We start from the raw sequence: 13,953 nt of genomic DNA on the forward strand, positions 1-13,953 counted from the left end.
GGGCCGGCGCGACATCCCCTGGACGCGCCGGCCCGGTCCGACGTCTAACGCGTAACCCGGTTACCGGAAAAGGGGTTGAGATCCGTCCCGCGACCGCCGACCCGACACACCTGACACATGGGAACAAGCCACCATGCGCGCTTCGACGGTCTTCTTGTTTGTATTTACGGTCGCCGTGCTCGGGTATGCGGCCGCGTTCATCGACACGCACGTCGACCGTCTCGAGTACGCAAAGCTCGACGCCTGGCGGGACTCGCCCGAGGGCGAGCGCCAGCTGCGCTGCCGCTTGCGGCCGCTGACGAACTCGGTGGCCCCCGATGGGCCTGCAGCGGCCGGCCTGTCCGGCGGCCGAGCTCGCGCGCCTGGATGCGCTCCAGGCAGCGCGCACGGACGTCACGCTGGCCGATCTCCTGACGACGCCCTGAGGTGGCCCGCGTGAGCGGCTGGTGCGTGAGCGGCCGGCGCGTGCCGGCCAGCACATCGGGTGAAGGACGACCCCAGTTTCCGCTCAAGGGTGGCTCGCCGCCCGGCGAGAGCCACCCAGAGCTTCAAAACAAGGGGAATGTGAGAGATGGACTGGGGCAAACTGCTGAACAGTCAGCGTCTCATGAAGGACGACATCGGGGATTTCGACCCCCATCGCTCGCCCTTCGAGGTCGACGCCGACAGGGTGATCTTCGCCAGCGACTTCCGGCGCCTGCAAGACAAGACGCAGGTCCACGGCGCGACCGGAAACGACTACGTCCGCAACCGCCTGACCCACTCGCTCGAGGTCAGCCGTGTCGGTCGATCGCTCGGCACCATCGTCGCCGCGCGCCTGGCCGAACACCCGGATTTCGTCATGCCGGACGGGTCGCCGATCTCCGCGCGCGACGCCGGTCACGTCGTCGCCGCCGCGAGCCTGGCCCACGACTTCGGGACGCCGCCGTTCGCGCACACGGGCGAGGACGTGATCAGCGACTTCTTCGCGCGCCACCCCCTCGGCAGCGCGCTGATCGCCGACCTCAGCCCGCGGATGCAGGCCGAACTGACCCGTTTCGAGGGCAACGCCCAGGGCTTCAGGGTTCTGGCGCGACTGCAGGGCTGGCGCGAGAACGGCGGGCTGCAGCTCACGCTGGCCAGCCTCGCCGCACATTCGAAATACCCCTACCCGGCCGACTGCGATCCGCAGTACGCCCTGAAGCCGAACAAGTACGGGTACTTCGAGAGCGAGGCCGAGCTGTTCGAGCAGGTCGCTCACGCTACCGGCATGGTCCAGCTGACCCAGGGCGCCTGGGCGCGTCATCCACTGGCGCACCTCGTCGAGGCGGCGGACGACATCTGCTACCGGATCGTCGACGTCGAGGACGCGGCGGTGCTGGGCGTCCTGTCGTTCGAGGAAGCCGAGGGCCTGCTGGCCCCGGTCGCCGGTCCGCTGAATGGCGAGTATGGGCGCATTCCGGAGCCAACCCGCAAGCTGACCTACCTGCGCTCCAAGGCGATCAGCCGGCTGATCGAGGACACCGCGGACGCCTACTTCTCGAACATCTGCGACATCCTCGACGGCGAACACCCGGGCGATCTTGTCCTGCAGAGCCCGGTGCGCGATCAGCTCAAGCACATCGAGCGGGTCAGCCGGACCAAGATCTACGCCAACCGCAAGCGCGCGCAGAGCGACCTCGCCGCCTGCCGGATCCTGGAGACGATCCTGGAGGCCTACTGCGACGCCTTCTACGAGCGCGAGACCTCGAACTCCGGCCGCCTGTCCGCGCGCTCCAAGATGGTGCTACGCGCCTTCCCGGGCGCGGAGCGCCTTCCGGTGCGCGACCGCGCAGGCTGGCTGCGCGGCGTCCTCGATTACGTCAGCGGCATGTGCGACGGCTTCGCGGCCGAGACGGCCAAGGTCCTCGCCCCCTGATACCGGATCCCCCCCCTGACCGGGTCTTCCACCCCCGATCCATCGGACCCGGTCCACTTCCGCCCCCGACCCGGCACGCCGGGTCGGGGGCTTCTTTTTGTGGCCAGTTCCAGCCCGGCACAAGTCGGTGCAAGAAAAAGAAAAAGCTCAAAATCGACCGATCCCGAGGTGCGGCCAGCAGCGGCCACTTCCAACTCTCTTTTCGCAAGGATCGAAGGAGAGTAACATGCACGCGAACCGCTGCCTGACACCCCCGGGCGGACAGGTCCCGGCACCGAGCACGATGCATCGGGCCCGGCGCGCTTACCGACCCGTGCACACCAGCCGCAATCCCTCCTGGCCACTCGGCGCCGAGGTGATCGACGCGGAGTTTCGGGAGGTCTCCCGCGAGGAGGAGCCGGTCTCCGGCCGCCGCATGCTGGCGATCGCCGGCGGGACCTTCCTCGCGACCTTCCTGTCTCTGGTCGGTACAGCGCATCTCTACCAGCACCTGATCGGCTGACCACTTCGGTCCTTCCGGCATCAGGTTCGGTCCAGGATCCTTCGTCTGCTCCCATTTACGATAGCGGGAACCGTATTTCCCCCTATCTCCATGGAGAGAAACCTCTTCGCGACGAAGGACCCGAGCCATGCTGCGTAAGGCAACCGCGCTGTTTCTGACCGGCCTGTTCCTGCTGCCGCCCGCGCCGATCGCGGTGGCGCAGCAGCGCGATATGACGGCGACCCAGTACGACTACAAGAACGCCCCGGACTACAAACATCGCGAGCAAAAGTACGGCGGCACGTCGCACAGGGTCGAGATCCGTCCGGGCCCGGGTGCGCCGAAGAACAGTGCGCGTGCGGTCCTTGCCTGCGAGACCCGTAAAGTGACTCGAACGGACCCCACGACCCAGCAACAGATCACCAGTATCATCGGCGACTGGAAGGTCCAAAGCGTCTCCGGGAACTGCCTGGATCGGCAGAAAGTCTACTCCGAGCAAAACAACGCTGGCGAGGTTAACAGCCGCTCAATCCAAGCCATCCCGCTGCGTGCGGATGACGTGCGGATCGAGCAGTATCCCTGCCAGGTAAACGGCGACGGGATACACTGCTTGCAAGGGGATATCAAGCCGTCCAGCTACTTCGGATACAACGACGGACAATACGCGCTATCCGCAGGCCAGTCCGGCTTCCTGGATACCGGCGACGCCCGCATCGAGGTTCAGCGCGACACCGTTCACAACACTGAGATGATGATCCCCAACCCGGACGGACAGCCGCGCAACATGTCGCTGCCCCCCGGGCAGCGCTACCGTGGAGCCCAGGACAGCTACCTGGCCTTCCAGGGTACCCTGCAGGGCCTGCAACCCGATCCGAACCGCACCGGCATCGAGAAGCTCGAGGGCGCCTGCCCTCCGGCCAAGATCACGCTGTGCTCGAAGGCGTTCGCGAGCGCCCCGAACATGCAGCCGGACGGCACCATCAGCAGGCCCAAGAGCCCGAAGGACTACTGCGAGTTCCAGACCTCTGCGGGCGACATCAACTGGAACATCCTGGGGGGCAGCAAGATCCGGATCGGTGCGATCGGCAACAACTACTGGTGCGGCACCTGCCAGACCCAGAACCGGACGATCCGCTTCTGGCTCAGCGACAACACGGATATCGCGAAATTCCGGATGCAGAACGTCGGCTACGACGACTACATGTCGATCAAGGTGAATGGCCATCGCGTGATGAGCGGGCCGCGCGGCGGCGATCCAACGGTCGATCGCGGCCTTCTTCAGTCATGTCGACGAAACAAGGAGACCGGCAGGATCTGCTCCCTGACCATGCAGACGGCCGTGTTTGACGGCCCGGCGATCATTCCCGAGCCGAAGTGCAGCGAGCCGAAATATGTCTGCCGGCGCATCGACAAGAAGAGGGTGTGCAGCTGGGAGCAACAATGCACACAGGCCCCGAGCCCCAACTACATCGGTCCGTGTGAGCTCAACACGTCCTGGAAGCACAACGTCGACCGGGACATCAAGCCATACCTCAAGGTCGGCGAGAACGTGATCCAGATGCGGGTGATCGTCTCGGGCTGCGGCGAGGGCTGGTTCCACCTGCGCGCCACCGGCAGCGACAACAAGCTGTTCTGCAAGGCCTCGCCCAAGCCGATCGACCGCTCCTGTACCGGCGGCATCGTCCGGCCGTGGTCGGAGTCCGGCAACCAGTGCACGGCGGAGATGCCCGACGCACCGCACAACGCGATGGTGACGGTCAGCGATCCCAATGAGTTCGACGGTGTGAACCCGGACACCTACGGGTCGGCCACCTTCCAGTGCTTCAACGGCCGCTACACCGCAGTCAGCGGCAGCTGCCGCACCCAGCGCGCCACGTGCGATGCCGACACCGTCACCTGGCGCGGCAGCAACGGCGACTACTGCACGGCCGAGGCGCCGGAGGGAGACGTGTTCGACTCCGTGACGCTGCAGGACGGCAACAATGGGGCCGCGACGTTTTTCTGTGAGGACAACACCTGGAAGCTGGACAGCGGGACCTGCGACCGCCAGCAAAACGCCTGCCCCGCGACGTCGGTGACCTGGGGCGGCGATGACTGCTCGGGCTCGCTGCCGAGCGCGAGCAACGGCAGCTCGCGATCGGTTATCGATGGCGCCGGCATCGCCACCTACAGCTGCTCCAACGGTAGCTGGTCGCTGCAGGGCGGCACCTGCCCGGCTGAAGAGGGATAGCCGAACGAGACGCCCTAAACTCCACCACCAGGCAACCTCAAAAGGGCCGCCAGCTCGTGCTGGCGGCCCTCTCCTTTAAGCGCTATCCGCGAGATCCAGATCCAGCTAACGGACCCGTCAGGCGGCGGTGCGGCGTGCCAGCGGCACCTTCGGCACACCCGCATCGTTTGCGGCCCGCCGGACGGTGCCCGTGGTCACGGCCCCTGGCACGGCCACGTCCTCGCCCAGCCGGGCCAACTCCGCCCGCTCGCGCCAGCCGAACCGCGGCATCTGCCGCAGCGCCGCGCGCCGCGCGATTGCGGGAATATCCAGACGGCTGACGCCGATGTCCCGAAGGCTCCGGTCGTCCAGCAGCTCCATCTCTTGGCAGGTACGAACATAAGCCGCATGCCGGCGCAGCGGCGCCACCAACGGCGAAAGTTGCGCGCCCAGCCAGGCACCAGCGCGCGCGAACGCCTTGGCGCGCTCATGCCGCGCGATCCGCTCTATCGCCCGCATATCGATCTGATCCACAACGCCCGTCTTGTCGGTCATGATGCACTCCTGTCACAACACGCCGGGGTCGGCCCGGTACCGATTAGCTTCTGCCCCGGAAGTGGTTTCGATCCGGTGACTGGACGCACGCGTTATGGCAGTGCAGCAATGCGGTAGGCGCATGTACTGCGACCGAATAACGCGGCTTTACCGACCGTAAAGGTGTCATGAAGAACCATTCATAACAGGGGCATCCGGGGCGGCGGCGCCGGTCGTTGAGCGCGCGCCACCACCGCCCCGGAGCCCCCATGTTCAGACTGGTTGCTGCGTTGAAGCAAGCTGCTCTCGACCCCGCCAGGAAGACCGTCGTGCCCCGAATCACCCGACTGACCGCCAACCACCGAAACGCCATACGCGCCCATCTGCTGCGCCTGGACGGTCGGGGCAGGTTCCGCCGCTTCACAACCCCCATGCCGGACCGCGCGATCACGCGCTACGTCGACGAACTGGACCTCGACACCGGACTCTTCTGGGGCTGAAAGTCGATGGCGAGATACGCGGCCTGGCGGAACTGATCTGCTTCCCGGCCGGCGGCGCCAGCCCGGACGCCGAGGCGGCCTTCACGGTCGAACCCGCCTGGCAGGGACTGGGCCACGGACGTGCGCTGATGGAGGCCGCGCTGCGCGATGCGGCCCGACGCGAGGTCGCGCAGATCGTCCTCCACATCCAGCCTCAGAACCTACCGATGCGCCGGATCGCCGAGCGGCACAGCTTCCGGATCATGCTCGATTCGGGTGAGATCCTGGCGACCCGCCAGGTCATCCCAGACGACCAGCCGCTGGCGGCCTAGCGCGTACCTTCCCGGGGCGGACCTGGGCGGGGCGGCAGAGAACGCCAAGCCGGACCGCCATCGAGGGCGACCCGAACCCATTTCCCGGTAGCCAACGCCCGCCCCGCCGGAGGTCTCGCATGCCCGCCCTCACCGCCTGGTTCGGCCGCCTGCTCCGCGGCAAGCTCAGCATGGAGACCGCGTTCTGGAACTGGACGGTGGGCGGCGGTTTTCTGCTGGCGTGTGCAAACTTCTTTCTGCTGTCCTCCGGTCTCGGTCAGAGCGCGATCGCGGGTGTCGCGCTCGGGACCTTGACCGCAGTGCATGTCGTGATCTCCGTGGTATCGGTATGGTCCAGCCGGGCGCGACACTGGACCCTGACCTGGAGCGCGCGTCTGATCGTGACGGTCGCCCTGTGCACTGTCCTCGCGCCGATCCTGGCGCGCCTCACCGCCTGACTCGCATCAATATCCGCCAAGCCTGCGACCCATCCTGAGCGGCTGCGCGGCCGGCGAACGGGAGTTTTCCATGATCGATCTTCATAAACTGCTGGCCGGCCGCAACGGCCTGCGGGTGGTCGCGGACGTCCACGGCAACCTGGCCGCGCTCCAACCGGTCGTGGACGACGCCCGGCAGAAGAACCTGGCGCTGCTGTGCCTGGGCGACCTGGTCGACCGCGGCCCGGATTCACCGGGCGTCCTGCGTCTTTGGCGCGAGCTTATGGCCGAGGGCATCGCCACCTATCTGCCTGGCAACCACTGCCACAAGTTCATGCGCTGGCAGCGCGGCAACCAGGTCCAGATGACCGGCGGCCTCGCCGTGACGGTCGCGCAGCTCGAGCAGGCCCAGGACGGTGCGGATCTGGCCCGCTGGTACGCCGAGACCACCGCCGCCCAGCCGATGTGGGTCCTGGCGGGATCATACGTGTTCGTCCACGCGAGCTTCGATCTGCGGATGCTCACGCTCGAGCCGCCGAGCGCGGACGAGCCGTGCGGCGTGCCGCGCCAGCTGCGCGATCAGGCCCTATTTGGTGAGCGCACCAACACGCTGGACACCAATGGCTACCGCAAGCGCGGTTATCGCTGGATCGATCAGGTACCCCGCGGCCTGACGGTCGTGATCGGTCACGACGTGGTCTCGACCGAGGCTCCGGTGACCCGGACCGGCCAGCTAGGCGGCCGGGTAATCAACCTCGACACCGGCGCGGATCGCGGCGGCCCGCTCGGCACCCTCGACCTGAGCACGGACGAGGTGCTGGCGAGCCGGGACTACCTGGAACTGGATCCGGCGCCCCCGGCGCCGCTGCTCACCATCCTGGTCGGACCATCCGGCGCGGGTAAGTCGACCTGGGCCGCCCGCAATGCCCCGGCCGACAGCGTGGTCTCCTCCGACGCGATTCGCGCCGAGTTGTACGGCGACTTCCGCGAACAGGGGGACCGGGACGAGGTTATGCGGGAGCTGATCACCCGCGCCCGCAACCGCCTGGTCCAGGGCCTACCGGTGACGCTCGACGCCACCCACCTGAGCCGCAAGGACCGCCTGTCCTCCGCCGCGCTTGTGCCGCCCCACCACCCGGTGCGCTACGTCCTGATCGACCGGCCCCTCGAAGAGAAGCTGCAGGACGCCGGCTGGCGCGCCGAGGTCGTCCTGGGCGAGAACGGCGAGACGCTCGTCGAGGTGCATCACGCGCGCGCCAGCAGCGCCCTCGGATACGCAGAGCAGGGTGACGGCCTGCCCAACGTCGAGGTAATCGACGCCCGCCGCCTGACGCAGCCAGCCTGAGCGTTCGCCGGGCGCCCAGATTGGGGGCCCGGCGGTCCTAACACGCTTACCTCGGAGGCTGACATGTCGCAGACGACCCGCAACCGCCTCATTCTGATCGGCCCCCTCGGCGACCGCCGCGCTTACCTCAGCGTCCCATGGGAGGAGGTGATCCGGCGGTATCAGCAGGAGCAGGTCTGCTTCGAAGGCGACCGGCCGGCTATACCGGCCGACCATGAAGTCCGCGAGTTCGAGTTCACGGATACCTTCAGCGCCTACGACGCCTGGCCGGTACGCTGAGCGCTCGCGCCCGCGAGCCGCTCCATCCTGATGAAACCCCACCTCGTAGCCTCGCAGGACCGCCCGTCATGAAGCCCCGCAAGCGCGCCGTCGCCGCCTACCACACCTTCAACTTCGGCCAGGACCGTGCCTGCCCCTGCGGCGAGCGCCTGATCGCGGATTGCCGCGGCCTGCAGGGAGACGCGCCACGATCCGGCCATTGCGCGTTCGATCTGGCACCGCTGCGCGCCCGCGCCGAACTCGCCGCCGACCGCTACCTGGGTCGCGCCGCGGCCGTTGCCCGACGGCGCGCGAAACCGAGCGCGCTCCCGTACGCACTGCTCGCGGCCAGCATCGTCGCCGCCATGGCCGGGTCGGCCTATATCGTCGCGAATTTGATGAATTAGCGTACTCGCGCGGCCACGACCGTAAAACGCGACCCACTTCCCGTGTGACAACGCTCACGTCATCCGGGAGAGGGCCGTGACCACCGCCACGTTTCCAACCCGGGTCCGCGTTCGGACCCGATCCGACATGCTCCGCCTGCGTCTCTGGGCCTGGTGGCATGGCTACAAGCTGAAGCCGGCCGTGAAGGGGCAGGCCAAGCCCCAGGCGCCTGACCGCGCGCGGCACGTGATCCGGGGCTGGACCCCCGCCCGGATCGAAGCGGCGGGATTGCTTTTTGGGACCGGGAACGTCATGCCCTGGTCGGAGGATCTCGCCTACCAACTGTGCCGTTCGCTCTCGCTCGGGCCGTCCAGTAAGCTCGTTGATCTGTCCGCGGGGCCGGCCGGCTCGGCGGCCCGTCTGGCGAATCAGGCGGAGATCGAGCCGATGGCGGCGACCTTTTCCGCGAGCCTCGCCGACGTAGCGGCGAAGTACTATGGCACCGCCGCACCCCGGCTGGTTCGCCCAAAGCAACCGGAGGGAGTACTTCAGCGGGGCCGGGCGTTAGCCTGGCGGGAAGCTCTGCACACGACGAGCGCGAAGGCGCAGATGCTGATGGCGGCGCGGAGCCTGCTGGTGCCGGGGTGCCCCTTCTCGTTCATGGAGTTCGTCTGCACGAAACCGGCTAGCGACACCGCGATCAAGGCCTGGAAGGCGATCGAGCCTGACTTCGTTCCCGAGCCGATCGAGAAATTCACGGATGCCTTCCGCGGCACCGGCCTCGATCAGAAGAACATAGACGACGTCACAGATCTCTACCTACGCGAGGTGCCGCCGATCCTGCAGGCTTCGAGGCGGCACCTGGAAGACATGGGTGCCGCCACGTCCCGTGCGGTCTCCGAGGCCCTCGCCGCCGAGGCGGCGCTGGCCCAGGCCCGGATCGATGCGCTGGAGAGCGGTGCTGTGAAGCTGATCCAATTCATAGGCGTCGGCAAGCACGTGAACGGCTAGCCGACAGACCCTGATACCGGCTGCCGCCGGCCCCGCCCCGACAGCGTGCGGGCGGGCCCCGCGGCCACCCGAATACTCAATTCAACAGGCGGTCCGTCTTCCGACAGGCCGCCTGTTCTGCGTTTCCCATCTCCACACACGGAACAACCGATATGACCTGGTGGTGCACGTCCGTCGTCGGCGGCAAGTCTGCCCTGCGTGTTCTGGCTGAGCTCGAGGACCTGCTCGAGGTGCCACGCGCCAGCCTCTACCCCTTCACCAAGATCGACCCCGCGGTGCGAACCCGCGCCGCGGCCAACTTCGTCGACCGCCTCGACGAGATTGAGCGGCTGATCAAAGCGCACAGCACCCGCGAGGGCGGCGAGACGATCCCGATCCAGGTGGTCGCCGCGGCCGCGATGGCGGTCGGCGCGCGGATGCCGCACTTCTTCCGGCTGCGTGCGATGGCGGCGGCCAACAACGATGACTGGGCCCGGCGCAATCAGGAGCGCCGGCGCGACATGGACGCCCTGGCGCAGCTGATCGGCCGTTTCGACGGCCGCCATCGGATGCCGCTGGAGGAGGACCCGCTGCTCGCGGCCATGCTCAGCGCACGACTCAAGAAACTGCCGGAGCCAAGTATTTCCGCGACCGAGTGACCGAAATCACCGACCGATCCCATTTCCTGAGTATCGTTAACTAAGAACGATTACCGCGCTTTTCCTTAGGCGGGACGCCAACTCAAGAAGGAAACGACCCGATGTCTCGTACCCCCCGGTCCCTCCTCGTCGCGCTGCTCAGCACCACCGCGCTGACGCTGGCCGCCTGTGGCGGCGGCGGTGGCGGTGCCGGCTCCCAGACCTCGAACAACCAGCCGGTCACCGGCTCCACGCCGTCACCGAGCGATCCCTTGTCCGCACCGTTCTCTAAACCGACCACGCCGGCCCACTTCGAGACGTCCGAGTACGACCGCGCCCAGGCCTTCGATCAGATCAACGCCTCGCACGCCTACGCCGCCGGTCTGACCGGCGAGGGCGTGCTGGCCGCAGTCATCGATACCGGCCTGGACAGCTCGCACACGGAGTTCACCGGCGCGATCACGGAAGACATTCACGGACGCGGCGCTAACACATACGGCGACCTGCACGGTCATGAGGTGATGGGTTTGCTGGGTGCCCGGAAAAACGACAGCGAGATCCATGGCGTGGCCTACGACGCCGACCTGCTGTCGATCCGCGCCGACGATCCCGGATCGTGCGGCGGCAGCGGATGTCAGTACCAGCAGGCCGATCTCGCGACCGCGACCGACCTCGCCAAGACTTACAACCCGCGCGTCATCAACTACTCGATGGGCGGTGATGACGGCTCCGGCACGCTCGACGCAAGCTTTCGCACCGCGCTCGTGAACGCCGCACAGCCCTCCGTCGACGGCGACGGCAACCCGAACGGTAGCGTGCTGGTTTTCGCCGCCGGCAACGAGAGCTACGCGACGCCAAGCGACCTGGCTCACTTCGCCGCCGACGCCGACGCCCAGGGGCGCGGCATCATCGTCGGCGCGGTCGACTCGAGCAACGCGATCGCCAGCTTCTCCAACCGCGCCGGCCCCGGCGACACGCAGAACTGGTTCATCGTCGCGCCCGGCGAAGACGTCGTCACCACGACCGCCGCACCGAACACCCTCGCGGTCGTTGACGGCACCTCCTTCGCCGCTCCGCAGGTCGCCGGTGCCGCCGCGATCCTGGCGCAGAGCTTCCCCTACCTGCGCGGCGACGAGATCGTACAGATCCTCCTCGATACCGCGCAAGACCTGGGTACGGCGGGTGTCGACGCGACCTACGGCCACGGCCTACTCGACCTCGAGGCCGCGATGAACCCCAGCGGCACGCCGCTGGTGCCGGCCGGCAGCTCGGTGAACGACGGCGGGGCCAAGCTGGCCGCCTCGGCCCTGTCGCCGTCGAGCGCCTTCGGTAAGGCCCTGCAGCAGGCCAACGCGCTCAAGCAGGCCGCGTTCATCGACAAGTACGGCCGCGCCTTCCAGGTCGACCTGACGGCCGGCATCGGCGCCGGTCAGGCAGCCCCGATGAACTTCGCCCACATCATCCCGGGCTTCGGCCCGAACCGGGTCAGCGCCGGCGACCGGGTCGGCGAGGGCTGGATGCACTTCTCCGAGCGCACCGGCTTCACCACCCGCTCCGAGCTCAGCCAGGGTCACATCCCAGGCCAGGAGCAGGGCGGGCAGTCCTTCGCCTTCAACCAGTCCTACGAGGACCTCAACTTCTCGTTCGGTCACGGCGTATCGCTGCAGAGCCTGCGCGGCGGCCCGGACGCCGCCGAGGAACTCGGCATGGGCACCGATCTCGCCTCGCCTTACCTCGGCTTCGCCACCGGCGAGGACGTGATGGCGACCATCTACGACCGCGGTCACGGCCTGTTCGCCGGGTTCGCCACCAGCGAGGGTGGCCACGACGGCACCGCGCAGGTCGGCACGATCGGCTACACCTTCCAGGACGGCACTCGCCTGACGCTGGATAGCGGCAGCCTGATCGAGGGCGAGTCCCTGCTCGGCTCCTACGGCCAGGGCGCCTTCGACTTCGGCACCGAGGGCCAGTCCCGCTTCATGGGCCTGCGCCTGGACATGCCGATGAGCCGCAACTGGCTGGTCTCGGCGAGCTACCACCGCGGCGTGACCGAGGCGGACAACACCGGCCACGGCCTGTGGCGGGGCACCACCGCGATCCAGAGCGAGGCCTTCGGCGTCGCGGTCGCCGGCCGCGAGGTCTTCCGCGAGGGCGACAGCCTGGGCTTCGGCATCAGCCGGCCGCTCAAGATCGTCAGCGGTGCGGCCAACGTGAGCGTGCCGGTCGGTCGCGGCGCCGACGGCGAGATCATCCGCGAGGACCATCAGATCGGCCTCAGCCCCGACGGCAACCAGGTCGACCTCGAGGTCTCCTACGCCACCCCGCTGAGCGAGAACAGCTCGCTGCGGATGGGGCTGATGGGCCGCCTGCAGCCGGGCCACGACCGCGACGCCGCCCCGGAGGCCGGTGCGGCCGTCTCCTACCAGATCACCTGGTAAGACCCGCTCATGCCCCGACCGGATGCGGCCCGCTGCCAGGCGCAGCGGGCCGTTTTCGTCTTCAGACCAGACGTCACCACCCGTCCGGCCCGCCCCTTCTTCGATGAGGGCGCGCCGGACAGCCGGCTCGCTCGGCACGATCCCACTTCCCAATCACAACCGCGTCCCTTCCCCACAGCCGCGCGCGGCGGCTGTGGCGAGTGGATGCCTTCCGCTCAGATCAAGGGTCCAGGGCGCCCGCCGGTCCCGGCCGTGCCACACGCACGGCTCAGGCAAAAGCCCGTCACGACTGCCGATGAGCCTTCGTCCTTTTCCGAACGGAACCGGAGCGAGGCCGCCGCGCAAGGGGACCAGCCAGCTCCTCGGGAGCCAGACGACCTCGCTCGACCCGGACGGAAGGACACAGTCCCATGATGGTTCAACTGACCCACGCGCGCGTCAAGGAGATGGCGCGCAGCCTGCGCACGCAGCTCGGCCGCCAGGCCCCGAGCTACGCCAAGACCCTCGATATGATCGCCCGGATGCACGGCTACGCGGGCTACGCCGCGCTCAAGCCCGCGCTCGCCGCCTGCGACAACCAGATGCCCTGGCGCGTCTACACCGTGCTGTTCCAGGACGGCGATAGCGTCCGGACGCTGAGCCCGATCTGGGCGCCGGGTGTGCGCAACGCCGAGGAGGAGGCCCGCCGCCGCCTGGGCGACTCTGGCGACCTGCCGCTGATCAGCGTCCTTTACGGCGCGACCATCACTCCGCCCGAGAACCCGAGCGTCGACGATCAGATCCTCTGGACCGTGATTCTGCAGACCGAAGACCGCTATCGGCCCCGTCAAACGCTAATCGTCCCCGCGGTTGGCGTGGGCGCTGCGTTGCGCCGCGCAATCAACAGCCGGCGCCATGACACGGGCGAGCTCTACCGCCCGGACAAGCAGCGTACGCCGGAGCAGATCACGCCGATCGCGGTCCTGCCCGGCCACCTGGCGCCGGCCGACGAGACCCAGGTGCCGTTCTTCACCAAGCCACGCCTGCTGATCGAGATGGAGGGCGGCATCATCCAGTTCATGGCGGCCGATCAGGACATCATGATCATGCGGGTCGACCGCGATGTCCTGCAGGACTTCTCCTGTGCTGCTGGCGAGGAGGAAGCCGAGATCGAGGACGCCATCCCGCACTGGGACGGTCCCGACGAGATCGCCACCCCGCTGCGTGTCCACGATCTCGCCGAACGGCACCAGCGGGCCTTCCGGACCCAGTTGCGCGACCTCTGCGGCCTCGATGCACCGGACGCCACCGAGGAAGAAGCCGATGCCAGCGCGTGACCGGCGTGCCGCAACAGTCAATCCGGAACCGGGGGAGATCGCCGAGGACCTCGAGGTGATCCTGCAGAAGAGTGCACCCGGCGACACCGCGTGGCATCTGCGCGGCTACATCCAGATGCTGCGCGGCGAGGCCAGCCGGATCCCGGCACGCGACGTCGCCGCCTTCTTCGAGAAGCAGGCACATCGCCCGAGCCTTCACCGCGCCTCCGGACATCCGGTGCGCGCCTGATCGA

15 protein-coding genes are annotated in these 13,953 nt (G+C 67.9%); 14 read left to right on the forward strand and 1 reads right to left on the reverse strand.

What is annotated here, in order from left to right:
* The first annotated feature begins 571 nt into the window (after window positions 1-571).
* The 3 genes from dgt (at window position 572) to CKO28_RS00525 (ending at window position 4,608) form a co-directional block, all read left to right on the forward strand.
* Window positions 572-1,897 (forward strand): dGTP triphosphohydrolase, encoded by a 1,326-nt coding sequence (gene dgt, locus CKO28_RS00515; protein WP_200338571.1) that lies wholly within the window; start codon window positions 572-574, stop codon window positions 1,895-1,897.
* Between the two features lie 226 nt (window positions 1,898-2,123).
* Entirely contained in the window at window positions 2,124-2,399 is a 276-nt protein-coding gene (locus CKO28_RS00520; RefSeq protein WP_200338572.1) for a hypothetical protein, read from the forward strand.
* A 127-nt stretch (window positions 2,400-2,526) separates the two neighbouring features.
* The gene (locus CKO28_RS00525) at window positions 2,527-4,608 is read left to right on the forward strand and encodes a hypothetical protein (RefSeq protein WP_200338573.1); all 2,082 of its coding nucleotides are present in this window, start codon (window positions 2,527-2,529) and stop codon (window positions 4,606-4,608) included.
* Between the two features lie 117 nt (window positions 4,609-4,725).
* Here the strand turns inward: CKO28_RS00525 and CKO28_RS00530 are convergent, their stop codons facing one another.
* On the reverse strand, window positions 4,726-5,142 hold the full coding sequence (locus CKO28_RS00530) for a DUF1127 domain-containing protein (protein WP_200338574.1): 417 nt from the start codon (window positions 5,140-5,142) through the stop codon (window positions 4,726-4,728).
* A gap of 308 nt (window positions 5,143-5,450) precedes the next feature.
* Between CKO28_RS00530 and CKO28_RS28010 the strand changes: the two genes are divergently transcribed.
* The 11 genes from CKO28_RS28010 to CKO28_RS00580 all read left to right on the forward strand — a co-directional run bounded on the left by CKO28_RS28010 (window position 5,451) and on the right by CKO28_RS00580 (window position 13,949).
* Window positions 5,451-5,621: a hypothetical protein gene (locus tag CKO28_RS28010; RefSeq protein WP_207168715.1), complete on the forward strand. Its 171-nt coding sequence runs from the start codon at window positions 5,451-5,453 to the stop codon at window positions 5,619-5,621.
* Window positions 5,622-5,644: 23 nt separating this feature from the next.
* Window positions 5,645-5,932: a GNAT family N-acetyltransferase gene (locus CKO28_RS28015; protein WP_338050042.1), complete on the forward strand. Its 288-nt coding sequence runs from the start codon at window positions 5,645-5,647 to the stop codon at window positions 5,930-5,932.
* A gap of 119 nt (window positions 5,933-6,051) precedes the next feature.
* Entirely contained in the window at window positions 6,052-6,369 is a 318-nt protein-coding gene (locus CKO28_RS00540; protein WP_200338575.1) for a hypothetical protein, read from the forward strand.
* A 70-nt stretch (window positions 6,370-6,439) separates the two neighbouring features.
* Window positions 6,440-7,693 carry an AAA family ATPase gene (locus tag CKO28_RS00545; RefSeq protein ID WP_200338576.1) on the forward strand — a complete coding sequence of 418 codons (1,254 nt, stop codon included), beginning with the start codon at window positions 6,440-6,442 and terminating at the stop codon, window positions 7,691-7,693.
* A gap of 63 nt (window positions 7,694-7,756) precedes the next feature.
* Window positions 7,757-7,972: a hypothetical protein gene (locus CKO28_RS00550; protein ID WP_200338577.1), complete on the forward strand. Its 216-nt coding sequence runs from the start codon at window positions 7,757-7,759 to the stop codon at window positions 7,970-7,972.
* 68 nt (window positions 7,973-8,040) lie between these two features.
* Window positions 8,041-8,358, forward strand: coding sequence for a hypothetical protein (locus tag CKO28_RS00555; RefSeq protein ID WP_200338578.1), 318 nt, complete (start codon window positions 8,041-8,043; stop codon window positions 8,356-8,358).
* A gap of 76 nt (window positions 8,359-8,434) precedes the next feature.
* On the forward strand, window positions 8,435-9,349 hold the full coding sequence (locus CKO28_RS00560; protein ID WP_200338579.1) for a hypothetical protein: 915 nt from the start codon (window positions 8,435-8,437) through the stop codon (window positions 9,347-9,349).
* Window positions 9,350-9,501: 152 nt separating this feature from the next.
* Window positions 9,502-9,987 carry a hypothetical protein gene (locus CKO28_RS00565; protein ID WP_200338580.1) on the forward strand — a complete coding sequence of 162 codons (486 nt, stop codon included), beginning with the start codon at window positions 9,502-9,504 and terminating at the stop codon, window positions 9,985-9,987.
* Window positions 9,988-10,088: 101 nt separating this feature from the next.
* Complete coding sequence (locus CKO28_RS00570) at window positions 10,089-12,404, forward strand: S8 family peptidase (RefSeq protein WP_200338581.1); 2,316 nt, start codon at window positions 10,089-10,091, stop codon at window positions 12,402-12,404.
* Between the two features lie 410 nt (window positions 12,405-12,814).
* Window positions 12,815-13,720 carry a hypothetical protein gene (locus CKO28_RS00575; protein ID WP_200338582.1) on the forward strand — a complete coding sequence of 302 codons (906 nt, stop codon included), beginning with the start codon at window positions 12,815-12,817 and terminating at the stop codon, window positions 13,718-13,720.
* Window positions 13,707-13,949, forward strand: a complete 243-nt coding sequence (locus CKO28_RS00580) for a hypothetical protein (RefSeq protein ID WP_200338583.1) — start codon at window positions 13,707-13,709, stop codon at window positions 13,947-13,949. Before CKO28_RS00575 ends, CKO28_RS00580 begins: the two co-directional genes overlap by 14 nt.
* Window positions 13,950-13,953 lie beyond the last annotated feature (4 nt).

This window comes from Rhodovibrio sodomensis, assembly GCF_016583645.1.
In the GTDB taxonomy this organism is placed as follows: Bacteria; Pseudomonadota; Alphaproteobacteria; order Kiloniellales; family Rhodovibrionaceae; genus Rhodovibrio; species Rhodovibrio sodomensis.

Coding starts and splice junctions, on each gene's coding strand:
- dgt (WP_200338571.1), top strand. CDS start 572: ATGGACTGGGGCAAACTGCTGAACAGTCAGCGTCTCATGAAGGACGAC.
- CKO28_RS00520 (WP_200338572.1), top strand. CDS start 2,124: ATGCACGCGAACCGCTGCCTGACACCCCCGGGCGGACAGGTCCCGGCA.
- CKO28_RS00525 (WP_200338573.1), top strand. CDS start 2,527: ATGCTGCGTAAGGCAACCGCGCTGTTTCTGACCGGCCTGTTCCTGCTG.
- CKO28_RS00530 (WP_200338574.1), bottom strand. CDS start 5,142: ATGACCGACAAGACGGGCGTTGTGGATCAGATCGATATGCGGGCGATA.
- CKO28_RS00540 (WP_200338575.1), top strand. CDS start 6,052: ATGCCCGCCCTCACCGCCTGGTTCGGCCGCCTGCTCCGCGGCAAGCTC.
- CKO28_RS00545 (WP_200338576.1), top strand. CDS start 6,440: ATGATCGATCTTCATAAACTGCTGGCCGGCCGCAACGGCCTGCGGGTG.
- CKO28_RS00550 (WP_200338577.1), top strand. CDS start 7,757: ATGTCGCAGACGACCCGCAACCGCCTCATTCTGATCGGCCCCCTCGGC.
- CKO28_RS00555 (WP_200338578.1), top strand. CDS start 8,041: ATGAAGCCCCGCAAGCGCGCCGTCGCCGCCTACCACACCTTCAACTTC.
- CKO28_RS00565 (WP_200338580.1), top strand. CDS start 9,502: ATGACCTGGTGGTGCACGTCCGTCGTCGGCGGCAAGTCTGCCCTGCGT.
- CKO28_RS00570 (WP_200338581.1), top strand. CDS start 10,089: ATGTCTCGTACCCCCCGGTCCCTCCTCGTCGCGCTGCTCAGCACCACC.
- CKO28_RS00575 (WP_200338582.1), top strand. CDS start 12,815: ATGATGGTTCAACTGACCCACGCGCGCGTCAAGGAGATGGCGCGCAGC.
- CKO28_RS00580 (WP_200338583.1), top strand. CDS start 13,707: ATGCCAGCGCGTGACCGGCGTGCCGCAACAGTCAATCCGGAACCGGGG.